Here is a 22,165-nt window from a genome sequence, read left to right on the forward strand (position 1 = left end):
CGCCGGCGCCGGGACGGGTCAGCGGGCGCGCCAGTAGCCCGTGGCGTAGACCCGGCGCCGGTCCAGGCCGCGGTCGTCGAGCAGGTGCTTGCGCAGGTCGCGCACGCAGGCCGACTCGCCGGACAGCCATGCCTGCCCGGCCCCGGCGGGGAACTGCGCGGCCTGCACCACCTCGCTGAGGGGGCTGCCGGGCTCGCGGTCGCCGCGGTGCACCCACCGCACCGTGGCCGCACCCGGCAGCTGCTGCTCCTCGCCGGCGTCGGCCACCTCGAGGAAGGCGATGGCCGGCACCCCGGCAGGCAGGGCGTCCAGCACGGTGGCCACCGCCGGGAGGGCCGTCTCGTCGCCGATCACCACGTGGTAGTCCGCCGCAGGGTCCGGCTCGTAACGGCCGCCGGGCTCCGACACGCCCACCCACGAGCCCGGGCTCGCCTCCCGTGCCCACGCGGCCGCTGGTCCGTGGCCCTCGTGGAGCACGAAGTCGACGTCCAGTTCGCCCACGCCCGCGTCGAAGCGCCGCACGGTGTAGGTGCGGATCACCGGCCGGGGCTCACCGGCGGGCCACACCGGTCCGCCCGACGTCGCCCGCGGCACCGCGGGCCGATCCTGCCCCGGCACGGGGAAGAACATCTTGATGCGGCGGTCGGGCCCTTCGCCGGCGAATCCGGTGAGCTCCGCTCCGGCGAGGGTCACGCGGACCATCCGCGGGGTGATCCGCTCGCTGCGCTGCACCTGCAGCAGCCGGGGTGCCGTCGTCGTCATCGCGACGATTGTGCCGGTGCGCTCCCCACGGCGGACAGGCCCGTCCAGACCAGGTCCATCAGGTACTCCGTCGCCTGCTCGCTCGTGACCGTCCGCTCGCTTCCGCGCCACAGCGCGAGCCGCTCGCACGCTCCGACGATCACCTGTGCCCACCCGGCCAGCCGCTGCGGGTCGGCGTCGGGGGCCTGGCCGGCGAGCAGGGTCGCGATGAAGTCCGTCTGTTGGGCCCTGATGCCCTCGAGGGCCTCGCCCGCCACGGTCGACTCCGAGTACAGAAGGGTCCATGCCGGCTCGCGTCGTTCCAGGTATTCGAAGAACGCGAGGGTGCCGCGTCGCAGCATCTCCTCCGGCCCGTGCGCCGACGCCGCGGCCGCCGTGGTCACCTCGAGCAGCTCGGCGCGGGCCCGGGCGATACACGCGAGCAGCAGACCCTCTTTGGAGCCGAAGTGGGCGTACAGCACGGGCTTCGTCACGCCCACCCGCTCGGCCACCACATCCATGGCTGCCGCCTGGTAACCGCGTTCACCGAACACCGCCACGGCCGCGTCCAGGATCTGTCGCTCGCGCTCGGCGCGGCTCACCCGGCGGCGGGGCCTGCTGGGGTCCACGGGGTCCACTATCGCAGGCAACCGAAACCTACCGCCAGTAACTTACCCGTGGTAACTTCGCTCGGGTACCCACTACGGGAGGAGCGCGATGAGCCAGCCGACCCCGGACGACGCCGGTGAGGCCGTGGACGTCGCGATAGTCGGCAGCGGGTTCGCCGGCCTCGGCGCCGCCGTCCGGCTCGCGCAGGCAGGTCGCAACGACTTCATCGTCCTGGAGAAGGGCGAGAGCCTCGGCGGCACCTGGCGTGACAACACGTACCCGGGCTGCGCGTGCGATGTCCAGTCGCACCTGTACTCGTTCTCGTTCGCCCCCAACCCGGACTGGAGCAGGCTCTACGCGCGGCAGCCCGAGATCCGGGCCTACCTCGAGGGCATCGCCGACCGGTTCGGCCTGCGCGCGCGCATCCGGTTCCGCGCCACGGTGGTCGCCGCGGAGTGGAGCGGCCGGCACTGGACCGTGCGACTGGCCGACGGCAGCAGCCTCACAGCCCGCGTGCTGGTCTGGGGCACGGGCGCACTGCACGAGCCGTCGATGCCCGACATCCCCGGGCTCGACGAGTTCGCCGGCACGACCTTCCACTCCGCACGGTGGGATCACGACCACGACCTGTGCGGTAAGCGCGTCGCCGTGATCGGCACGGGCGCGAGCGCCATCCAGTTCGTGCCGGCCATCCAGCCGCAGGTCGCAGGGCTCACGATCTTCCAGCGCACCGCACCGTGGGTGCTGCCGAAGCCCGACCGGACGGTGCGCCCGCTGTGGCAACGCATCTATCGGGCCGCGCCGGTGGTCCAGAAGCTCTCGCGGGCACTCATCTACGCGCGCAACGAAAGCCTGCTCACCGGCTTCCTCAAGCCGAAGCGGATGGCGCTGATCGAGAAGTTCGCCCGCGCCTACCTCGCCCGGACGTTCGCCGACCGCCCCGACCTCACGGCAAAGCTCACGCCGGACTTCACCATCGGCTGCAAGCGCATCCTGCTCTCCAGCGACTACTACCCGGCCCTGACCAGGCCCAACGTCGAGCTCGTCACGGAGAAGGTCGTGCGGGTCACGCCCACCGCCGTCGTCACGGCCGACGGCGTCGAGCACGAGGTCGACACGATCGTCTTCGGCACCGGCTTCAAGGTGGCCGACGGCCTCGGGCGCTCGGCCCGCATCGTCGGCCGCGACGGGCTGGAACTCGCCGACGTCTGGCGCGACGGGCTCGAGGGTTTCCTGGGCACCACGGTGGCCGGTTTCCCCAACCTCTTCACGATGACCGGTCCCAACACGGGCCTCGGCCACAGCTCGATGATCTACATGATCGAGTCGCAGCTGAACTACCTGCTCGACGCATTGCGTCTCCTCGACGAGAACGGCGCCGTGGCCATCGACACCCGCCGCGACCGGCAGGACGCCTTCAACGCCACGGTCCAGCGCAGGTTCGCAGGCTCCGTGTGGACGGAGGGCGGGTGCGCGAGCTGGTACCTCGACGAGCACGGCAGGAACCGCGTGCTCTGGCCGAGACACACGTTCGCCTTCCGCCGCCGCACCCGCAAGGTCCGCCCGTCCGACCACGAACTCCTGGCCTGACACCGCGCCACTCCCGCGAGTCACCCGCTTCGCGCCCGTGAGGGCCGTCGCGGCGCCGGGCTTAGGGTCGGAGCCGTGCTCGATCCCGCCGTGTACGCCATCCCCATGACCACCCGGTTCCGCGGCATCACCGTGCGGGAGGGGATGTTGCTGCACGGGCCCGCGGGCTGGGGCGAGTTCTGCCCCTTCGCCGATTACGACGACGCCGAGTCGGCAGCGTGGCTCGCCGCCGCCGTCGAGGCCGCCGAGGAGGGTTGGCCGGAGCCCGTCCGCGACCGGGTGCCGGTGAACTGCATCGTCCCGGCCGTCGGGCCGGAGCGGGCGCAGGAGATCGTCCGGGCGTCGGGCTGTTCCACGGCGAAGGTCAAGGTCGCTGACGCGCCCGGCTCGCTGCCGGACGACCTGGAACGCGTGGCCGCGGTCCGCGACGCACTCGGCCCCCGCGGCGCGGTGCGGGTGGACGCCAACGCGCGCTGGGACGTCGACGAGGCCGTCGCCGCGATCCGTGCCCTGGACCGCGCGGCCGGCGGGCTGCAGTACGTCGAGCAGCCGTGCCGGACGATCGAGGAGCTCGCCGCGGTGCGGCGTCAGGTCGACGTGCCGATCGCCGCCGACGAGTCGATCCGCCGTGCCGAGGACCCGCTGCGGGTTGCGGTCGCCGGCGCAGCCGACATCGCCGTGCTGAAGTGCGCTCCCCTCGGTGGGGTACGCCGTGCGCTCGCCGTCGCGGAGGCGTGCGGGCTGCCGTGCGTGGTCTCGTCCGCGCTGGAGACGAGCGTCGGGCTGGCCGCGGAGCTGGCGCTGGCCGGTGCCCTGCCGGACCTGGACCTCGCGTGCGGGTTCGGCACCGGCGCGCTGCTCACGGCTGACGTGGTGGCCGACCCGCTCGTGCCAAGCGACGGCTGGCTCCCAGTACTCCGCCAGGCCCCCGAGCCGGTGCACAGAGAGGCGCTGGCTGCGCCTGCCGACCGCAAGAGATGGTGGCAAGCCCGCTTAGCCCGCGTAACAGCCCTCAACAGCATTATGGAGCCGTAGAGCCGCGAAGCGGCCCCGCTGACACCACTACGGCTCCGAAGTTCAATACCGTCCTGGTGTGGGTGTTGTGGTTGTGGGGGCTGGGATCGCTGGTGTTGCTTGCGCTCGTCAGCTCCGTGCGGCTGGTGTGCCGGTGCGGGTGTTGGAGCGCTCTAGGGCCGTTGGCGGGCGGATGGGCGGCGGGGTGATCCATGGGCGGCCCGTCGACACGGGCGCGGCCTACTTCACCGTGCGCGACCCGGAGTTCGCCGAGGTGGTGGACCGCTGGAAGGGGGCCGGGCTGGCGCGGCCGTGGACGTCCGAGCTCGCGGTGCTGGGCGACGGAAGCCGTGGTCGCTCGCCGGGACCGATGCGCTGGGCGGCGCCCGGGGGTCTGGCGAGCCTCGTGGCGGATCTGGCGGCGGGGCTGACGGTCGAGTTGGGGTACGAGATCCGTCACGTGGGGCACGGACCCGAGGTGGACGGCACGCCCGCCGACGTCGTGGTGCTCGCGATGCCCGACCCGGAGGCGTTGCGCCTCGTGGACCCTGCCTCGTCCGCCACCGCGGAACTGGCCGGACGCGAGTGGCGGCCGGTGGTCACCGTCGTGGCCGGCTGGCCGTCGCGGGAATGGCCGGAGATGAGCGCGGCGTTCGTCAACGATCATCCGGTCCTGTCCCTGATCGCCGACGACGGCGATCGGCGGGGCGACGGGGCTCCGGTGCTCGTCGCACACACCACCCCCGACATCGCCCGCGCGCACGAGGCGGATCCCACCGGTGCCGTCGGTCCGGCGGTCGAGGCCATCCGGGAGTTGCTGGACATCCGCACGCCGCCGTTGTGGAGCGTCGCCCACGAATGGCGTCACGCCGCACCTGCCGCCGACCGCGACCGCCCGTTCCACCTCGGTGACGACGGGATCGCGCTCGCCGGGGACAGCTGGGGCAGCTCGCGGGTGGAGACGGCCTGGCGATCCGGGACGTTGCTGGGCCGAGCGGTGGCGGCGCGCCTCGGCGTGAGCTGATCCGGAGATCAGCCGACCACGAGCCGTCCGGCAGATGTGGTGCTGATCATCATCGGATGGCTGGGCGGCAGGTCGGCGGATCAGCGTTGTGCCGCAGGACGATCGTGGGAGTGCGGGTCCCTGATCGTCGGCCTAGCGTCGACCGCATGGCCGTCACGGGTGCGTCCGCTCCGCCCGACCCGCTCGTCGCCGATCTTCTCGCGGCGTTGCCGGCCGGCCGCGTCGTCGTCGACCACGACGTCATGGACACCTTCGAGCGCGACATGGCGGAGTGGGCGCCGTCCGGGCGTGCGGCGGCGGTGGTCCGGCCGTGCAGCACGGCGGAGGTCGCGGCGGTGGTCGCCGCGTGCGCGCGGTACGGCCGTCCTGTTGTCCCGCGCGGGGCGGGCACGGGTCTCTCGGGTGGCGCGAATGCGGTGGACGGCTGCGTGGTGCTGTCGACCGAGCGGATGCGCGAGATCGTGGAGATCAACGCCGACGAGCGGCTGGCCGTGGTGCAGCCGGGCGTGGTGAACGACGACCTGCGATCAGCGGTCGCCGAGCAGGGGCTGTGGTATCCGCCCGATCCTGCGAGTTCGCCGTGGTCGACGATCGGGGGCAACGTCGCCACCAACGCGGGGGGTTTGTGCTGTGTGAAGTACGGGGTCACGCGCGACTACGTGCTGGCGTTGGAGGTCGTCACCGCCGCGGGCGAGATCGTGCGAGTAGGGCGGCGCACCTCCAAGGGGGTGGCCGGGTACGACCTGGCCGGGCTGATGGTCGGGTCGGAGGGCACCCTCGGGGTGATCACCGAGGCGACACTGCGGCTGCGTCCGTCGCGCACGAGCCGGCCCCGGACCGTCGTGGGGTTCTTCGACGATCTCGCCGCCGCAGGCGACGCCGTCTCCCGCGTCACCGCACGGGGCCTTCAGCCCGCCATGTTCGAGCTGATCGACCGGTTCTGCCTGCAAGCGGTGAACAGGTGGACGAACGCCGGTCTCCCGGACGACGCGGCGGCGCTCCTGCTCGCGCAGACCGATGTTCCGGAGCCCGCTGCGCTGCAGGAGGCCGAGGCGATCCACGCCGAGTTCGTGGCGGCCGGGGCCGCCGAAGCCATGATCTCGACCGATCCGGTGGAGGCCGAGGCGCTGTTCGATGCCCGGAGGCTCATCGGCCCGGCGGTGCAGCAGCTCGGCAACGAGATCCTCACCGAGGACGTCTGCCTTCCGCGCGTCCATCTCGCCGAGATGATCCGCCGCATCGAGGAGATCGGGGAGCGGCACCGCACGCTCCTCGCCACCGTGGCCCACGCGGGGGACGGCAACCTGCACCCGTCGCTGCTCGTTCCGCCCGGCGACGAGGACGCGCGCCGTCGGGCGCAGGCGGCATTCGACGACATCATCGACGCCGCGCTGGCGCTCGGCGGCACGGTGACCGGCGAGCACGGGGTCGGCCTGGTGAAGCTGGCAGGGATGCGGCGGGAGCTCGGTCCGCACGTGGTGGCGATGCAGCGGGCCGTGAAGGCGGCTCTGGATCCGCAGGGAATTCTCAACCCGGGCAAGCTTGCCGGGTGACGCGCGCGCGGCGGACCACGATCCGTCCGGCATAGGAGCTCTCCGCTGATCGACTGCGGGAGGCGCGGTTCCACACACGGTTGGCTAGCGTCACGGTATGGCCGTTTCGGATGCTTCCGCTCCGCCCGACCCGCTCGTCGCCGATCTGTTCGCGGCGTTGCCGGCCGACCGCATCGTCACCGACGCCGCCGTCGTGGATGCCTACCAGCACGACGAGGCGGAGTGGGCGCCGTACGGGCGTGCGGCGGCGCTGGTGCGGCCGCGCAGCACGGCGGAGGTCGCGGCGGTGGTCGCCGCGTGCGCGCGGTACGGCCGTCCGGTCGTCCCGCGCGGCGCAGGTACGGGTCTCTCGGGTGGCGCGAATGCGGTGGACGGCTGCGTGGTGCTGTCCACGGAGCGGATGCGCGAGATCGTGGAGATCAACGCCGACGAGCGGCTCGCCGTGGTGCAGCCCGGGGTGGTCAACAACGACCTGCGCGCAGCCGTCGCCGAGCACGGTCTCTGGTATCCGCCGGACCCTGCGAGCTCTCCGTGGTCGACGATCGGGGGCAACGTCGCCACCAATGCGGGCGGCTTGTGCTGTGTGAAGTACGGGGTCACGCGCGACTACGTGCTGGCGCTGGAGGTCGTCACCGCCGCGGGTGAGGTCGTGCGTCTGGGGCGGCGCACCGCCAAGGGCGTGGCCGGATACGACCTGGCCGGGCTGATGGTCGGCTCCGAAGGGACGCTCGGGGTGATCACCGAGGTCACGGTGCGGCTGCGCCCGCTTCGTACGAGCCCGCCGCGGACCGTCGTGGGGTTCTTCGACGATCTCGCCGCCGCAGGCGACGCCGTCTCCCGGGTCACGGCCCGCGGTCTGCATCCCGCGGCGTTCGAGTTGATCGACCGGTTCTGCCTGCAGGCGGTGAACAAGTGGAAGAACGCCGGGCTCCCGGACAACGCTGCCGCGCTCCTGCTCGCGCAGACCGATCTCCCGGAACCCGGGGCGCAGCAGGAGGCGGAGGCGATCCACGCCGAGTTCGTTGCAGCGGGGGCGCGTGAGGCGATGCTGTCCACCGACCCGGTCGAGGCGGAGGCGCTGTTCGACGCGCGCAGGCTCGCGTACCCCGCGCTGGAGCAGCTCGGTCAGGCGATGCTCACGGAGGACGTCTGCCTGCCTCGCGGCCGGCTGGCCGAGATGCTCCGCCGCATCGAGGAGATCGGGACACGGCACGAGACGTTCATCGCCACGGTCGCGCACGCGGGCGACGGCAACCTGCATCCGCTGATGCTCACCCCGCACGGCGACGAGGCCGCGAGGAAGCGGGCCCAGGCGGCGTTCGAGGACATCATCGATGCCGCGCTCGAGCTCGGCGGCACGGTGACCGGTGAGCACGGGGTCGGGCTGTTGAAGCTGGCCGGGATGCGCCGCGAGCTCGGCCCGCACGTCGTCGCGATGCAGCGAGCGGTCAAGGCGGCCCTGGATCCGCAGGGAATCCTCAACCCGGGCAAGGTGGTCGGGTGACCCGTCTGCTCCCCGCCCTCCATGATCCGCAGGACCGTCCCGCGTTGCGCTTCGGCGTGGGTGACGCGAGCCTCGCGCTGACCTACCCGCAGCTCGCGGGTGCGGCCGGCGCTCTGGCCTCGGCGCTCCACGGACGGCGGCGGGTAGCTGTGCACGCCACCCCGACGCTGCACACGGCGGTCGGCATCACCGCGGCGCTGCTCGCCGGCGTCACGGCCGTGCCGCTGAACCCGAAGCTGGGGGAGCGGGAGCTCGGGCACGTCCTCGCCGATGCGGCACCCGAGCTCGTGCTGGCCGCTCCCGGTGTGGAGCTGCCGGGGCCGCTGGCCTCGGTTCCCCGGCACGACGTCGACCTGGCGGCCTCCGCACCGGTACCCGGCGACGAGCCGCCGGCCGGCGAACCGGCACTGGTCATCTACACATCCGGCACGACCGGGCCGCCCAAGGGAGCCGTGCTGTCCCGCGGTGCCGTCGCCTCCAACCTCGACGCGCTCGCCGACGCCTGGGCGTGGACGGGCGAGGACCACCTCGTGCACGCGCTTCCGCTCTTCCACGTGCACGGGCTGGTGCTCGGGGTGATCGGGCCGCTGCGCCGCGGCGGGAGTCTGCACCACATCGGCATGCTCGACGCGCGGACGCTGTCCGAGGCGGGCGCGTCGATGGTCTTCGGCGTGCCGACGCAGTACCACCGGCTGGCCGACCAGCTCGAAGCGGACCCGGCCGCCGGCGAGGCGATCGGCCGTGCGCGGCTCCTGGTGTCGGGTTCGGCGGCACTCACCGCCGTCGACCACGCCCGGCTGCATCGGGCCACCGGGCTCGCGGTCCGCGAGCGCTACGGGCTCACCGAGACGTTGATCCTCACCGCCGCCCGCGCCGAGGACGAGCCGGAGCCCGGTGCAGTCGGTCGTCCGTTGCGGGGCACCGAGGTGCGGCTCGCCCCGCTGGCCGGGGAGCAGGCCGACGGCCTCGGTTCCGTCGAGGTGCGTGGTCCGGGGCTCTTCGACGGCTACCTCAACCGTCCCGACGCCACGGCCGCTGCGCGCACCCCCGACGGCTGGTTCGTCACCGGCGACATCGGGCGCTGGACGGAGAGCGGGGCGCTCGCACTGGTGGGGCGCAGCGCCACCGACCTGATCAAGTCGGGTGGCTACAAGATCGGTGCGGGCGAGATCGAGAACGCGCTGCTGGAGCACTCGGGGGTGGCCGAGGTGGCGGTCATCGGAGTGCCCGACGACGACCTGGGGGAGCGGATCGTGGCGTTCGTCGTACCCGCGGGTCCGCCGCCGGCCGAGCGCGATCTGGTCGATCACGTCGCCAGGTTGCTGGCGCCGCACAAGCGACCCCGGGAGGTCCGGTTCACCGACGCCCTACCCCGGAACGACATGGGCAAGGTGGTGAAGGCCCGACTGCCGCGATGACATTGCGTCGGTCGGGTGATGTGGGCCGCAGGTTCCGCGAGAGTGCATCTCGGCGCGCCGACGCGGGCACACTGATCGGATGACTGAGACGACGACCCGCACCTCGGACCGGACCTACCGTGGACCTGCCGGATCGGGAGTCCCCCGCCTCGCCGGGCTCCCGGGGGTTCGTCGCGACGACGTCCTCCCCCAGCAGGTGCTCGAGACCGAACGCTACGACACCGACGACCGACGGCTCGCGGCAGCCGGCATCGCCCTGACCCTGCTCCGGATGCCGGAAGGCCCGCCGCAGTGGCACCTCCACCTCCCCGACGGCGGCCCTGCCGAGGACCTGCGTGTCCCGCTCGCGCCGGATGCCGGGGTCGCGCCCGCTGTGCCGGGCGAGCTCTCGGAGCTGATCCGTGGGGCCGCCCGTGATCGTGCCGTCCGGCCCGCAGGCCGGATCCGGCGGGTGCGCACCGAAGCGCGTCTGTACGGCGCGGGCGACCGCTCGCTCGCGGTGGTGGTGCACGACGAGGTCACCCTCGCCACCCTGGGCAGCGCCACCGAGGTCGAGGCCTGGACGGAGGTCGAGCTGCGCAGCGCTGCCGCCGACGACTCCCTCCTCACGGAGGTGCAGAACCGGTTCACCGAGAGCGGATTGCGGCCCGCCGGCACCGCGCCCGACGAGGAGCTGGACCGCCTGCTCCGACCGGCGCCCAAGGCCCGTCCGGTGAAGGCCGGCAAGCGCGGCTCCGCCGGGGCGGTGCTGCTGGAGTACCTCGCGGCCCAGGCCGACCGTTTGGCGGCCGAAGAGCTGCGCGTGCGCCGCGGCGGACCGGACTCCGTGCACCAGATGCGCGTCGCATCCCGTCGCATGCGAAGCGCCCTGCAGGCCTATCGCAAGCTGCTCGACCGTAAGCGCACGGATCCGATCGTCGACGGCTTGCGCGAGCTGGGCCGCGCGCTCGCCCCCGCCCGTGACGCCGAGGTGCTTCACGAGCGGATCTCGGACGGGCTCGCCGCGCTCCCGGATGAGCTGCGGCTCGGCCCCGCACAGGCGCAGATGACGCGATACTTCGCCCGGGCCGAGGCGGAGGCCAACGCCGCTGTGCTCACAGAGCTCGACAGCGAGCGCCACGCGAAGCTGCGCTCGGCCATCGACGCGCTGATGGAGCGGCCCCCGTTGACGAAGCTCGCCGCCCGTCCCGCACGCAAGGAGATGCCCAAGCTGGTGGCCCGCACCGCCAAGCGGTTGTCGGACGCGGTGAAGATCGCACACGACCCGACGGCCGAGGAGTCGGAACGGGATGTCGCGGTGCACAGCGCCCGCAAGGCCGGGAAGCGTCTTCGGTACGCCACGGAGGTGGCCACGCCGGCCGTGGGGAAGGACGCGAAGCAGTTCGCGAAGGCGCTCAAGGGCTTCCAGTCGGCGCTCGGTGAGCACCAGGACACCGTGGTCGCCCGCGCGACGCTGCGCGAGCTGGGCACGCTAGCTCACCCGGCGGGGGAGAACGGCTTCAGTTTCGGACTGCTCTACGGGCGCGACGCCGCCCGTGCCGACGAGATCGAGCGCGAACTCCCGGCGCTGTGGGCGCAGGCATGGAAGCGTCGCAACCGCCGCTGGCTCCGCTGAGTCCCGGCCGGATCGACACACGGAACGGGCGACTCGCGGGACTTCCGAGAGTCGCCCGTTTTTCCGGGGGCCGGCCCGGCCGAGTCCCCGTGGCACCATCGCCGTCGTGAACGAAGCCCGGGACGCCGTTGCCGATCTACGCCGGATCGCCTTCCTACTGGAGCGGGCGCACGAGTCCACCTACCGCGTGCGCGCGTTCCGTACGGCGGCCGCGGTGCTGGACAGGCGCGACGCCGACGAGATCGCGGGCCTGGTCCGCACCGGCGAGCTGGTGCGGCTGAAGGGCGTGGGTGAGGTCACCGCGCGCTGCGTGACGGAGTCGGTCGCGGGGGAGGAGCCCGACTACCTGCGCAAACTGGAGGAGACGGAACTCCCTCCGCTCGACGAGGCCGCCACGGCGCTGCGGTCGGCGATCCGGGGCGACTTCCACGCCCACACCGACGCCTCCGACGGCGGTTCCCCGCTGCGGGAGATGGTGCAGACGGCGCGGGAGCTGGGCCACGAGTACATGGTGATCACAGATCACTCGCCACGGCTGACCGTCGCGAACGGGCTGTCAGCCGATCGCCTGCGCGCCCAGATCAGGCAAATCGCCGAGCTCAACGCCGAGCTCGGCGACGGTTTCCGTGTGCTCACGGGGATCGAGGTCGACATCAACGAGGACGGCTCGCTCGACCAGGACGATGACCTGCTCGCCGAGCTGGACGTCGTGGTCGCGTCGGTGCACTCGAAGCTGCGGATGCCCCGTGCCGAGATGACCGAGCGGATGCTGACGGCCGTCGTGAACCCGCACGTCGACGTGCTGGGGCACTGCACGGGCCGGATGGTCACCGGCAACCGCAAGCGCCCGGAGTCGCAGTTCGATGCCGGTGAGGTGTTCGCCGCCTGTGCGGAGTACGGCGTCGCGGTGGAGGTGAACTCCCGGCCCGAGCGGCTCGACCCGCCGAAGCGGCTCCTCCGGCTGGCGGTGGAGGCGGGCTGCTCGTTCACGATCGACACCGACGCCCACGCGCCGGGGCAGCTCGACTGGCTCCGCAACGGATGCGAGCGCGCGGCTGCCTGCGACGTTCCGACGGACCGCGTGCTGAACACCCACCCGCTCGAACGCCTCCTGACGCGCACGCGCTGATTCCTGACGGGCTCACCATCGACGTGGACACGTGTCGCGAAATGCGCGCACCGTCTTTGCACGACATGTGTCCATGTCGCAGCGACGGCGGTCAGGCGCGGCGGGCCAGCAGGTCGTCGGCGGTGGGTGGGTCGGCTCCGCGCCGGGAACAGGTGATGGCCGCGGCTGTGACGGCCTCGTCGAGCAGGGCGTCGAGCGTCTCGGTGTCGACGACCCGCAGGCCGGGGCGCGCGGCCGCACCCAACAGATGCCTCCGGTGCAGCCCGGCGAGCAGGGCGGCGGAGAACGTGTCGCCCGCCCCCACGGTGTCGACGACCGGAACGGCCACGCCTGGCCGCCGCGCGCGCACGCCCGTGGCTGTGCCGGCCAGCGCGCCGTCGCCGCCGAGGGTGACGGCGACGATCGCGGGCCCGCGTCGAAGCCAGTCCTCCAGCACAGCCTCCGGCGTCGAGCCGGGGACGAGCCACTCGAGATCTTCGCTGCTCACCTTGACCACGTCGGCCACCGCGAGCACCTCGTGCGCACCGGCGAGCACATCGGCGGGATCGCCCATGAGTAAGGGGCGGCAGTTGGGGTCGTAGCTGATCGTGGCGGTGGGCGCGGCGCGGGTGAGCAACTCGCGCAGGACGGCGGCGCCGGGCGGGGTGGTCAGGGCCAGCGAACCGGAGTGCACTGCGACGACCGGCCCGTCGAGCGCCCCGGCCAGTTCCTCCGGTGTCCACTGCCAGTCGGCGGTGCCGGTGATCCGGAAGTCATAGCTCGGCGCTCCATCGGAGTCGACGGCCACCATCGCCATCGACGTCTGCTCGCGGGCGTGCACCGCATGATCGAGCTCGACCCCGTTGACGGTGAGGTGCTCGCGGACCCGGCGTCCGAGCATGTCGTCCGCGATGCGGGCGAGTAACCGCGCGGGCACACCGAGCCGGGACAGGGCGACGGCGACGTTGGCCGGGCTGCCGCCCGGTGCCACTTCGAAGTAGCCGTTCGCGGGGGCCGGGACGAGGTCGACGAGCGCCTCGCCCGCCACGGCGACGATGCCGGTCTCGCTGTGTGGAGTGATGGCTGCTCCTCTCTCCGGGACGGGTGATCACCCGCCGCCCGTCATGCTGGCGGGTGAGACCGGCCGGCGCCAACGCACCGCTGGAACGAGCGGCACTCTCGTCCGGACTTATCGCCCGAAAGCGCCGCTCGTTCAACCGCGAGGGGCTTTCCAGCCCGCCGCGAGGTGCGGTTTTCATGACCGTAACGACAGGGTGCATTGACATCGTCCGGTCCGGACCGCAGCGTTATCCGAGACTTTAGTGGCGAGTACACGTCGGCGGCCGTCGATCAGAACCCGAGAGGACCGGTTGGTGCCCAAGGAAATCTTTGTCGCTTTTGGTGTCGATGCCGGTGTCGTGGCGGGGTGGCCCCAGGCGCCCGCAGACGCCACTGATGCCGGACCGGATCATCGAACAATCAACGGGCACGACGGCGTGCGCTCGGCGACTTTCGATGAGATCGCCGACGATTATCTGAGGCGTTTCCCGCGGTCCTGAGCACTGCTCCCCCTGATTCCGACCTATTTCGAAGAGGGCACCGCCATGTCCGCTGTACCTGAAACAAGCACGCCGCAGCCGCACCGAACCTTTCCGCGAGTGGGTGTTCGAGCTACTCGGAAGGCGACCACCATCGCTTTCTTCGCCTGGCTTTTCGCGGTGTTCGACTACATCATGTTCGGCACGCTGCTGCCGCAGATCTCCAGCAGTTTCGGGTGGGACGACGCCACGGCGTCGTTCATTTCCACCCTGGTCTCCGTCACCACCGCGGTCATCGCACTGGCGGTCGGACCCATCACCGACCGCATCGGGCGTCGCAAGGGGATGATCCTCACCGTCTCGGGCACGGCGGTGGCCTCGGCGCTCTCGGCCGTGACGCCGAGCGCGGCCTACCTCATCGGCGTCCGATCCCTCGGCGGTCTCGGACTGTCCGAGCAGGCGGTCAACGCCACCTACCTCAACGAGATCTACGCCGTCACCGACGACGAGGCGATCAAGAGGCGGCGCGGCCTGATCTACAGCCTCGTGCAGGGTGGCTGGCCGCTCGGCGTGCTCCTGGCCTCGGCCTGGGTCGCGATCTTCCTGCCGACGATCGGCTGGCGCGGCTGCTTCCTCCTCGCCGTGTTCCCGGCGGTGCTCATCGCGCTGATGCGGCGCGGACTGCGTGAGAGCCCACAGTTCGAGCTCGAGCTGCAGCTGCGCGCTCTGCGCAAAAAGGGCCGGCACGCCGAGGCCGGCGAGCTGGCGCGTTCCTACGGCGTGGACGAGCGGCCCGCCGCGCCGCTGGCCGCGATCTTCAAGGGACAGGCGCTGCGCAACACGCTGGTGCTCGGCCTCGCCTGGTTCATCAACTGGTTCGGCATTCAGCTCTTCAGCGTGCTCGGGACCACGGTGCTCACCGAGGGAAAACACGTCAGCTTCACCAACTCGCTGGTGCTTCTGATCGTGGCGAACGCCGTGGGCTACGTCGGCTATGTGACGCACGGATTCCTCGGCGACCGGCTGGGCCGCCGCAACGTCATCGCGTTCGGCTGGATCATCTCGGGAATTCTCTTCGCGCTGATGCTGACCGTCGCCAACGGCACGATCAGCGTCGTGATCCTCTACTCGCTCGGATTGTTCTTCCTGATCGGGCCGTACGCGGCGCTGCTGTTCTACATGGGTGAGTGCTACGACACGACCTGCCGGGCCACGGGCACAGCATTCCTCAACGCGCTGTCCCAGCCCGGTGCGATCGTGGCCGGCGCGATCGTCACGGGAATGCTGGCGAGCGGCTCGAACTGGGGCCATGCCGCGCTCATGGTCGGCGCGGTCGGCACCTTCGTGTCAGGGTTCATCATGTTCGGTGCCCGCAAGGCACCGCTGCTGCCGGGCTGATCGGACGTGATGCCGCAGATGCGCGGCGACGGCGTCCGGTGCGGACGCCGCGCCACAACTGCGCACGCAGCGCTCCACGCCGCCGTGGTTCGACCCGTCCCGATCGGGTCGAGCTGACGACGGACGGGACCAGGGGCCGACCTCAGGAACGGACGACTCCCACGAGGTTGGACAGCACCCCGTCGTGGATCCGCTGCAGGCCCTTCGGCGCGAACGTCCGCTCGAAGAAGCCGCCGATCCCGCTCGCGCCGTTCCACGTGGTCTCCACCGAGACCACGGAGCGGTCGGCGCCCGCCGGCGTGACCGTCCACGTGGTGACCATGCTGGAGTTCGTGTCGCGCTCGACGATGCGGTCCTCGGCCGGGACGCTGACCTCCACCAACTGGTCACGCACGCGGCTCTTCGTCGCCTGCAGGGTCCAGTGCACGCGGCTGCCGGCTCCGGTGCCGCCGGCCTCCACGCGGTAGTCGCCGTAGTGCTCCGTGAGGATCGTCGGCCGGACCGTCTCGTAGTCCGCCAGCGCCGCTCGCACACGCTCGGCAGGAGCGTCGATCGTGCGTTCTGCCCGGGCTGTCACCTGTGCCATGGGCCCATCCTGCCCCCGTACCGCGCGGCGGCCCGTGCGGGTGTCACGGTGTGGCCGGAGCTTTCTTGCCCTCCGGGGTGGCCGCGAACCACGTGTTGCCGATCGCCTGGCCGTTCGTGGTGCCCGGAGTGTCGCCGGAGTAGCGGTAGAGCGCCCATCCGCCGAGCGTGAGCTGGCTCGTCCCGTCGGAGCGCTGGACCATGCCGATCAGCGACTGGTCGACGCCCGTGAGCGAGAGCTTTCCTTCCGGGTCGACGATGATCGGCGGCCACTTCGCCGCGCACTCGCCTTCGCACGTGGCCGTCGGGGGCTTCGCCTTGTCCTGGTCGAAGCGGTAGAGGGCGTAGCCCTGGGCGTCCGTGACGATCGTGCCGAGCGCGGGAGTGTCGCGTGCCACCAGCACCGCGCCTCCGTCGGCCGGGGCAGCCGGGGCAGCCGCGGTGGCGGGGGCACGGGAACCGCTGTCCGACGGCGGCTGTGCTGCGGGGGCGGACAGGGGAGCGGGGTTCGACGTGTAGCCGTCGCCTGCGTCTGCGCCGCACGCGCTGAGCGCGAGGGTGGCGGCGGCGAGTGCGGCGATGGGGAGGAATCGGGGTAGGTGCACGGGGAGCTCCTCGATCAGGCGACCAGTTCGGGGCTGGCCGACACGTCAAAGGACACGTGTGTCGGCCCTGGGTGGTTCACCCGATTTCGTGACGCCGAGGTCATCGCGAGGGCTGCTGCTCCGCCGGTGGGTTCTCGAGCGCCGTGCTGGAGAACTGCTTGCCCGCCTCCACCACCTCCGCGGCGGGAACCTTGCCGAGCGGTTCCTGGATGTAGTGAGCTCCTGCTCGTGCATCGGCCGCCGTGTGGCGCATCCCGGCGACGAGCGCGCCCGCTGTGGTGGCGGCATCCGACAGTGCATCGAGCAGCGAGGAGAGGCGCTCGGCGATCGTTCGGGCGAGGCGGTAGGCCTCCAGCGCAACCGCGGTGATCGCGGCGGCGGTGGATCCGGCGAGCGTGACGGTCGCGGCCGCCAGCGCGGCGAGCGCCATGCGTGCAACCCAGATGAGGAAATCGGCGATGAGGTCGCGGATCAGGGCACGAACGGTGCCGACGGCCGCTCCCGAGCCGAGCACGAGCTGCGCGAGCTGGTCGGCCGTCCCGGCCACGTCGACGACCGCGCCGGCGTATCGGCCCACCGCGCCCCGGTAGGCCTCACCCGCGGGACCTGCCCAACCGGTCACCTGCGCCGCGGTGTGGTCGGCGGCCACGGCGCGAAGTTCACCGGCGATGTTGCTCCAGGTCTGTGCCTGGGCGGCGACCTGCAGAGGGTCGCCCGCCAGCGCGTCGAGCGGCTCGCGCAGGAACCAGACGTGTTCGATCAGCCATCCGATGCTCGACGACATGAGCGCGTCGAACGGGTCGGCGATGGCTCCCAGCGTGTCGAGGCCCGCGCCCGCGGCCGCCCAGGCGATCTCCATACCGTCAGGAGCCGGCTCTCCCACCGCGTCGGCGACGTCCGCCCAGCTCGAGACGACCCCCGCGCCCTCCAGATCGGGTGTCGGCTCGCGCTCCGCGACGAGGGAGTCGCCGGTGGGGATCTCGGTCATCGCCCCTCCCCGAAGCCGGTGGTGGTGCGGCGTTCGACCGCTCGGTAGGCCTCGGAGGTGGCGCGTACTCCGTCGGCGATCGCCCAGGCCTGCTCGGCCAGGCTCCCGACGACGAGCGATCCGGCCCGGGCCGCCTCGCTCGCGGCCCCGGCGAAGACCTGCCCGATCTGCCCGTAGGCGCGCAGGTCGAGCGGCCGGGCGGCAGCCGCGACCGCTCGCATCCGGGCGGCGAGTGCGTCGACTTGTGTGGCGTGGGTGTGGAGCGCCACGTCGTCGACCTCGAACCCGTCGGTCATCGCTCACCGTCCGGCAGATGGGACCGCAGGATCTGCGTGGCCTCGCGTCCGATCAACGGTGCGACGGCGGCGGTGGCGCGCCGAGCGGCCTCGGCTCGGGCCTCACGGGCAGTGGCCACCACGGCCGCGGCGAGCTGCACCCTGGTCATGGTCTCGGTGCGCTCGGACAGCACCAGCCGCTGCATCGCACCGGCCGGGTCGACCGTGACGCTGACCGCGCCGTCCCGGCTCGTCGCAGTGGCCGAGACCCCCGCCAGCGTCCGCTGCGCCTGCGTGGCCCTGACCCCGAACTCCTGCAGCCGCTCCCGGTAGGAGGCGAGCCACTGATCTCCGTCCATGGGGCGGACGGTACGGAGCAGGGCAGCCCCCGCGGGGCCGTTCGGCAGAACTCGCCGGCAGCCCCGTCCGTCCCTAGTTCAGTTTGGAGCTCAGCACCGCACCGTTCGCCTCGGGAGACTCTCTCGGCCGGGGCGTCGGCCGCGCTTTGGCGGGTGCCGCGTGCAACCGGTAGAGCTCGGCGTAACCGGGGCTGGTGGTGAGCAGCTCGGTGTGGGTGCCCGCCGCGGTGATGCGGCCCTTCTCCAGGTACAGGATCCGGTCGGCGTCGGTCACGGTGAGCAGGTTGTGCGAGATGACGATCGTGGTGCGGCCGGCCATGAGCCGGCGCAGTGGCACGAGGATGCGCCGGGTCGACTCGGCGTCGAGGCCGGTGGTGGGCTCGTCGAGCAGCAGCACCGGAGGGTTGCGGATCATCGCGCGTGCAATCGCGATCCGCTGGCGCTGGCCACCGGAGAGCAGCCGGCCGCGTTGTCCGATGCGGGTGTCGTAGCCCTTGGGCAGTTGGTTGATGAAGGAGTTGGCGTCGGCCGCGGTGGCGGCCTCGATGACCTCTTCCTCGGTCGCGTCCGGCCGGCCCCAGAGGATGTTGTCGCGGATCGTGCCGTCGAAGACGAGCGTCTCCTGCAGTACCGGGGTGACGTTGCGTTTGAGGTCGGCCAGGGCCAGGTTGCGCAGGTCGTGCCCGTCGAGGGTGATGGATCCCGAATCGGGGTCGAAGAACCGCAGGATCAACTTCGCCAGTGTCGACTTGCCGGCTCCGCTCGGACCGACCAGCGCGATTCGCTGCCCGGGCTCGACGGTGAAGTCGATGTCGGACAGCGCGGGCTTGTCCGTGTCCGGGTAGTGGAAGGAGAGGTTGCTCACGCGAAGCTCACCGCCTGCCCGCGCCAGTGGTTCAGGCTCGGCGGGCTCGTCGACACCGGGTTTCAGGTCGAGGAGCTCGATCACCCGCTCGGCCCCCGCGCTGGCGGAGAACAGCTCGTTGGTCAGGTTGCCGATGCCTTGGATCGGCCCGTAGAGCTGGGTCAGGTAGGCGACGAAGGCCAGCACGCCGCCGAGTGTGATGTTGTTGTTGGCGAGCTCCCACACGGCGAACCCCACCACCAGCAGGACACCGACCACCTCGAGCAGGTCGGTCAGCGGGGCGAACAGGGCCTGCAGGCGGGTGGCGCGCATCTGGGCGCGGAAGCTCGCGAGGTTCTCCTTGTCGAACCGCGCCTGCTCGTCGTCCCAGCGGTCGTAGGCGCGCACCAGCGAGGCGTTGCTGAAGCTCTCCTCGGCGACCGAGGTGATGGAGCCGGTCTTGCGCCGCTTCTCCCCGGATGCCGACTTGATCCGGCTCGAGAACGCGCGGGCGATGAGGAGGAAACCCGGCGCGGCGATCAGCGAGGCGATGGCGAGGCGCCAGTCGAGGTAGAACAGCGCAGCGACGAAGAATGCGAGCTCGAACACGTAAGTCAGTGCCGTGCCCAGCCCCGAGAGGATGAGGAGCTCGATGGCCGTGATGTCGCCGGTCAGCCGGGAGAGGATGTCGCCCAGCTCGTTGCGGTCGAAGAACGCCGACGACTGACGGTGCAGGTGCCCGAACACCTTGCTCCGTAGGTTGAAGATGAGCCGCTCGCCGATGTAGGCCGCTAGGTACTCGTCGAAGAACGAGATGACGCCGCCGATCACGGTCAGCACGAGGTAGGCGCCTGCGACCTCCGGGAAGAGATGGAAGTCGTGCGGCTGGAGCACGTCGTCGATCAGGATCTTGAGCAGGTAGATCGTCGCGGCGCTCAACAGCGGACCCACCACGACGAACAGCAGGCTCAGCCACACCCGACCCCGAAACGGACGGGTCTCGGGCCAGAAACGGCGAAAGATACTGGTCAGGCTCATCCCCGGCGCTTCCGGCCGGAGATCCGATGCCACCAGCAGATCGGTGACGGCGGTGAATCGCGTCGTCGGCGTGTCGGACGCGTGCTTGGCGTGGCGTGCGCTCATGTGTCTCAACCCCGGGCCACCGGGTGGCCCCGCCCACTTTGGCGGGGCCGCCCCGGTAGATCGATCAGTAGTGGCCGTGGTGGCCGTGGCCGCCGTGGCCGCGGCCGTGGTGGTAGTTGCTGTGGTGGTTGTCGTGGCCGCCGTGGTGGTAGCCGCCGTGGTGGCCGTGGTCGTTGTGGCCGCCGTGGTGCCCGTAGCCGCCGTGGCCGCCGTGGCCGTGGTCGTGGCCGTGGTAGAGGCTAGAAACGAACCTGAACTTGCCGGCGCTCATGTAAGCGCTCCTTTCTGCGTCAGTTCAGAACGCTGTGTGGCGTTCTAACTGTAGAACTCAGGTGCAGCCCGAGTGGATCCCAATCTCGGTCGAGATTACCCGAATGGAGTAACACCTATTTCGGCTTTAGCGGGCGCATATGGTACGTGATCTTGGAGGCTTCTAGACGTCGTTATCGTGTGAACTCGGTCATTAAAGGGCTGGTCGAGAACTTGTTTTACCTGGCATTGGTATCGGTGTGCGCAAGGCCACTGATCGCGCATTCTCTGTGTCATCGAGCAACTACGGTTGAGCCTACGTCAGGCGTCCTGGGAACCAGCTCAGATTCTCCTACCGCGGCGAACCGCTGATCCGTATGAATCTGAAATAGCGGAAGAATCGGGCAGTGCGCAGAAGATGGCGGTACAGCCACTATCGAGACACGCCCCCGGGGATGCTGCCTCGGCCGGAGGGCGCCCACCTCGGTCCGGTTGACGAACTGCGACGTCCGGCAGGCCCCGGTTCTCCACACCCACCGGGAACGTCACCCCGGGCCGGACAGGATCGAGCGGATCGTCGGAAATCCTCTGGTAGAGACCATGTTCCGCGATAGCAGACGGCGCGACAGCGTGGCCACTCGGCCGTCGATCGTCCTGTCAGCCGCCGTTGGTCGTGGACCACCAGCCGCGGCCGCGGTGGCCGTCGTGTTGGGCGTCCCCCCGGATCTTCCTGCCGGCCGGTCCGACGGCGCTGAACCTGTGTGCCCTCATTCTCCTGTTCCCTCCCGTTCGACCCCTTGGATGCAGCGTGGCGCTCATGCAGCTACACGTGCCCGGAGTCCGTTCAGGTCGGGATTTCGGAGGGAAACGCTCGAACGGAGCAATCCGCGTTCACTGGTGCTCAGTTCTACGGGAGTGGTCGCCGGCGTTCATGGCGTCACGCCACAAGTCGGAGCCTGGATACGCGCATGTTGTCAGCCTGGCGCAGGCGCCGATGCCATCGACGAGCGCTTTACCCGGCGGGCTTCGAGCAGCTTCGTATCCGGCCCTGCGGCATTCCAGGCCGGGCGGGTCGTCGGCGTCCGCCGATCAGGCGGGACGCCACCGATGAAAGCCGCTGAAAGCCATGGGCCGCCACCGCCCCGAGACGGGTTTCCAGTGGCGCTGCGGCAAGGGGAGCGAACGCTTGGAACCCTGTTCGGGTTTATTCCCGGCCGATCCGGTCGGTTGGGCTGGATTCCTGTGCCGCTCCAGCTATTGGTTGCTGTGCGGGTGTCCTCGACAACTTGTGTTCAGCAACAAGTCGGGCCGTGCCGTGCGCTGGTTGTGTCCGCACAATGTCAGACGGCGGACAATGAGCCGAGATCCCGGAATCGGGGACCGATCGGACCAATGCGGCGTCGCGCTGACTGAGTGGTTCACCCGGGCCGACGGCAGCTGGCGGTAAACCGCAGCGCCTGTTCGACCTGGAGAAGTCCATCCGCGGGGTGACCCGAGCCTTGTGGTCGGGATCGCGAGTTGTGAGGACCATTTCGGTCAAGCAATCAGCGGACCGGTGACGCGGCCCGTTCCCACATTTCGGACGTCTCATCCGAACGGCGACAATTGGTCCGGACCAGGGCGCAGCGCGCACCGAACGTGCCCGGAGCAGATCAACGATTATGGACGAACCTGCAGGTAGAGCACACGCGGGCGAGGCGGTGGCCCCGCCGGAAGCCGGCGGGGCCACGGGCCCGGTTGATCAGCGACCGTAGTACCAGTAGCCGCGGTGGTACTTGTGGCGGCGGTCGTACCACGGCTTGTGCCAGTAGCGGCGACGCCTACCGGCGATGCTGCTGATGCTGAATGCCTTCATCGTTCTTTCCCCCTTGGGTTTCCTGCTGAACACCGTGTGGCGTTCTAACTATGGAACGTACCTGAAGCTCGGTCGGTTTCAAGTCCGGGCCAACGCTACCCAAACGGAGTAGTGGAGCTTTAGGGCGCTTCGGGCTGCCCACCATACGCG

Annotated in this window: 20 protein-coding genes; 10 read left to right on the forward strand and 10 right to left on the reverse strand. The window is 70.9% G+C overall.

The genetic code is table 11. From position 1 onward, the window contains the following. Nucleotides 1–18: 18 nt before the first annotated feature. Nucleotides 19–762, reverse strand: a complete 744-nt coding sequence (locus ABD743_RS40105; RefSeq protein WP_344729244.1) for a siderophore-interacting protein — start codon at nucleotides 760–762, stop codon at nucleotides 19–21. After that, a complete protein-coding gene (locus ABD743_RS40110) occupies nucleotides 759–1,370 on the reverse strand; it encodes a TetR/AcrR family transcriptional regulator (protein ID WP_344729246.1) in 612 nt (203 codons plus the stop codon). The genes ABD743_RS40105 and ABD743_RS40110 overlap by 4 nt, the downstream gene beginning before the upstream one ends. A gap of 88 nt (nucleotides 1,371–1,458) precedes the next feature. Between ABD743_RS40110 and ABD743_RS40115 the strand changes: the two genes are divergently transcribed. The 8 genes from ABD743_RS40115 (at nucleotide 1,459) to ABD743_RS40150 (ending at nucleotide 12,197) form a co-directional block, all read left to right on the forward strand. Then, entirely contained in the window at nucleotides 1,459–2,940 is a 1,482-nt protein-coding gene (locus tag ABD743_RS40115) for a flavin-containing monooxygenase (RefSeq protein WP_344729248.1), read from the forward strand. 75 nt (nucleotides 2,941–3,015) lie between these two features. Next, nucleotides 3,016–3,975 (forward strand): o-succinylbenzoate synthase, encoded by a 960-nt coding sequence (locus tag ABD743_RS40120; RefSeq protein WP_344729250.1) that lies wholly within the window; start codon nucleotides 3,016–3,018, stop codon nucleotides 3,973–3,975. 73 nt (nucleotides 3,976–4,048) lie between these two features. After that, the gene (locus tag ABD743_RS40125) at nucleotides 4,049–4,978 is read left to right on the forward strand and encodes an NAD(P)/FAD-dependent oxidoreductase (RefSeq protein ID WP_344729346.1); all 930 of its coding nucleotides are present in this window, start codon (nucleotides 4,049–4,051) and stop codon (nucleotides 4,976–4,978) included. Between the two features lie 146 nt (nucleotides 4,979–5,124). After that, nucleotides 5,125–6,531 (forward strand): FAD-binding oxidoreductase, encoded by a 1,407-nt coding sequence (locus tag ABD743_RS40130; protein WP_344729252.1) that lies wholly within the window; start codon nucleotides 5,125–5,127, stop codon nucleotides 6,529–6,531. Between the two features lie 97 nt (nucleotides 6,532–6,628). Further along, nucleotides 6,629–8,035, forward strand: a complete 1,407-nt coding sequence (locus tag ABD743_RS40135; RefSeq protein ID WP_344729254.1) for an FAD-binding oxidoreductase — start codon at nucleotides 6,629–6,631, stop codon at nucleotides 8,033–8,035. Nucleotides 8,036–8,040: 5 nt separating this feature from the next. Beyond that, nucleotides 8,041–9,453 carry an AMP-binding protein gene (locus ABD743_RS40140; protein ID WP_379658959.1) on the forward strand — a complete coding sequence of 471 codons (1,413 nt, stop codon included), beginning with the start codon at nucleotides 8,041–8,043 and terminating at the stop codon, nucleotides 9,451–9,453. Nucleotides 9,454–9,532: 79 nt separating this feature from the next. Further along, on the forward strand, nucleotides 9,533–11,068 hold the full coding sequence (locus ABD743_RS40145) for a CYTH and CHAD domain-containing protein (RefSeq protein ID WP_344729258.1): 1,536 nt from the start codon (nucleotides 9,533–9,535) through the stop codon (nucleotides 11,066–11,068). Nucleotides 11,069–11,174: 106 nt separating this feature from the next. Next, on the forward strand, nucleotides 11,175–12,197 hold the full coding sequence (locus ABD743_RS40150; RefSeq protein WP_344729260.1) for a PHP domain-containing protein: 1,023 nt from the start codon (nucleotides 11,175–11,177) through the stop codon (nucleotides 12,195–12,197). A gap of 91 nt (nucleotides 12,198–12,288) precedes the next feature. On the opposite strand, the gene ABD743_RS40155 is transcribed toward ABD743_RS40150, so the two are convergent. Then, nucleotides 12,289–13,224 (reverse strand): carbohydrate kinase family protein, encoded by a 936-nt coding sequence (locus tag ABD743_RS40155; protein WP_344729262.1) that lies wholly within the window; start codon nucleotides 13,222–13,224, stop codon nucleotides 12,289–12,291. A gap of 325 nt (nucleotides 13,225–13,549) precedes the next feature. On the opposite strand from ABD743_RS40155, the gene ABD743_RS40160 reads away from it, so the two are divergent. Together ABD743_RS40160 and ABD743_RS40165 are read left to right on the forward strand one after the other, a co-directional pair. Then, nucleotides 13,550–13,735 carry a hypothetical protein gene (locus ABD743_RS40160; RefSeq protein ID WP_344729264.1) on the forward strand — a complete coding sequence of 62 codons (186 nt, stop codon included), beginning with the start codon at nucleotides 13,550–13,552 and terminating at the stop codon, nucleotides 13,733–13,735. 99 nt (nucleotides 13,736–13,834) lie between these two features. Then, entirely contained in the window at nucleotides 13,835–15,112 is a 1,278-nt protein-coding gene (locus ABD743_RS40165) for an MFS transporter (protein WP_344729266.1), read from the forward strand. Between the two features lie 142 nt (nucleotides 15,113–15,254). Here ABD743_RS40165 and ABD743_RS40170 read toward each other — a convergent pair whose 3' ends face one another. The 7 genes from ABD743_RS40170 to ABD743_RS40200 all read right to left on the reverse strand — a co-directional run bounded on the left by ABD743_RS40170 (nucleotide 15,255) and on the right by ABD743_RS40200 (nucleotide 20,182). Next, nucleotides 15,255–15,698, reverse strand: a complete 444-nt coding sequence (locus ABD743_RS40170) for an SRPBCC family protein (RefSeq protein WP_344729268.1) — start codon at nucleotides 15,696–15,698, stop codon at nucleotides 15,255–15,257. Nucleotides 15,699–15,741: 43 nt separating this feature from the next. Beyond that, nucleotides 15,742–16,302 carry a hypothetical protein gene (locus ABD743_RS40175; RefSeq protein ID WP_344729270.1) on the reverse strand — a complete coding sequence of 187 codons (561 nt, stop codon included), beginning with the start codon at nucleotides 16,300–16,302 and terminating at the stop codon, nucleotides 15,742–15,744. Nucleotides 16,303–16,402: 100 nt separating this feature from the next. Continuing rightward, nucleotides 16,403–17,290: a WXG100-like domain-containing protein gene (locus ABD743_RS40180; protein WP_344729272.1), complete on the reverse strand. Its 888-nt coding sequence runs from the start codon at nucleotides 17,288–17,290 to the stop codon at nucleotides 16,403–16,405. Continuing rightward, nucleotides 17,287–17,586, reverse strand: coding sequence for a type VII secretion target (locus ABD743_RS40185; RefSeq protein WP_344729274.1), 300 nt, complete (start codon nucleotides 17,584–17,586; stop codon nucleotides 17,287–17,289). Before ABD743_RS40185 ends, ABD743_RS40180 begins: the two co-directional genes overlap by 4 nt. Then, nucleotides 17,583–17,924 carry a YbaB/EbfC family nucleoid-associated protein gene (locus tag ABD743_RS40190; RefSeq protein ID WP_344729276.1) on the reverse strand — a complete coding sequence of 114 codons (342 nt, stop codon included), beginning with the start codon at nucleotides 17,922–17,924 and terminating at the stop codon, nucleotides 17,583–17,585. The genes ABD743_RS40185 and ABD743_RS40190 overlap by 4 nt, the downstream gene beginning before the upstream one ends. A gap of 73 nt (nucleotides 17,925–17,997) precedes the next feature. Then, nucleotides 17,998–19,911, reverse strand: a complete 1,914-nt coding sequence (locus ABD743_RS40195) for an ABC transporter ATP-binding protein (RefSeq protein ID WP_344729278.1) — start codon at nucleotides 19,909–19,911, stop codon at nucleotides 17,998–18,000. Between the two features lie 64 nt (nucleotides 19,912–19,975). After that, nucleotides 19,976–20,182: a hypothetical protein gene (locus ABD743_RS40200; protein ID WP_344729280.1), complete on the reverse strand. Its 207-nt coding sequence runs from the start codon at nucleotides 20,180–20,182 to the stop codon at nucleotides 19,976–19,978. Nucleotides 20,183–22,165 lie beyond the last annotated feature (1,983 nt).

Origin of the sequence: Pseudonocardia yunnanensis (assembly GCF_039534065.1) — a bacterium.
In the GTDB taxonomy this organism is placed as follows: domain Bacteria; phylum Actinomycetota; class Actinomycetes; order Mycobacteriales; family Pseudonocardiaceae; genus Pseudonocardia; species Pseudonocardia yunnanensis.

Coding starts and splice junctions, on each gene's coding strand:
- ABD743_RS40105 (WP_344729244.1), bottom strand. CDS start 762: ATGACGACGACGGCACCCCGGCTGCTGCAGGTGCAGCGCAGCGAGCGG.
- ABD743_RS40115 (WP_344729248.1), top strand. CDS start 1,459: ATGAGCCAGCCGACCCCGGACGACGCCGGTGAGGCCGTGGACGTCGCG.
- ABD743_RS40130 (WP_344729252.1), top strand. CDS start 5,125: ATGGCCGTCACGGGTGCGTCCGCTCCGCCCGACCCGCTCGTCGCCGAT.
- ABD743_RS40135 (WP_344729254.1), top strand. CDS start 6,629: ATGGCCGTTTCGGATGCTTCCGCTCCGCCCGACCCGCTCGTCGCCGAT.
- ABD743_RS40145 (WP_344729258.1), top strand. CDS start 9,533: ATGACTGAGACGACGACCCGCACCTCGGACCGGACCTACCGTGGACCT.
- ABD743_RS40170 (WP_344729268.1), bottom strand. CDS start 15,698: ATGGCACAGGTGACAGCCCGGGCAGAACGCACGATCGACGCTCCTGCC.
- ABD743_RS40180 (WP_344729272.1), bottom strand. CDS start 17,290: ATGACCGAGATCCCCACCGGCGACTCCCTCGTCGCGGAGCGCGAGCCG.
- ABD743_RS40185 (WP_344729274.1), bottom strand. CDS start 17,586: ATGACCGACGGGTTCGAGGTCGACGACGTGGCGCTCCACACCCACGCC.
- ABD743_RS40190 (WP_344729276.1), bottom strand. CDS start 17,924: ATGGACGGAGATCAGTGGCTCGCCTCCTACCGGGAGCGGCTGCAGGAG.
- ABD743_RS40195 (WP_344729278.1), bottom strand. CDS start 19,911: ATGAGCGCACGCCACGCCAAGCACGCGTCCGACACGCCGACGACGCGA.
- ABD743_RS40200 (WP_344729280.1), bottom strand. CDS start 20,182: ATGAGCGCCGGCAAGTTCAGGTTCGTTTCTAGCCTCTACCACGGCCAC.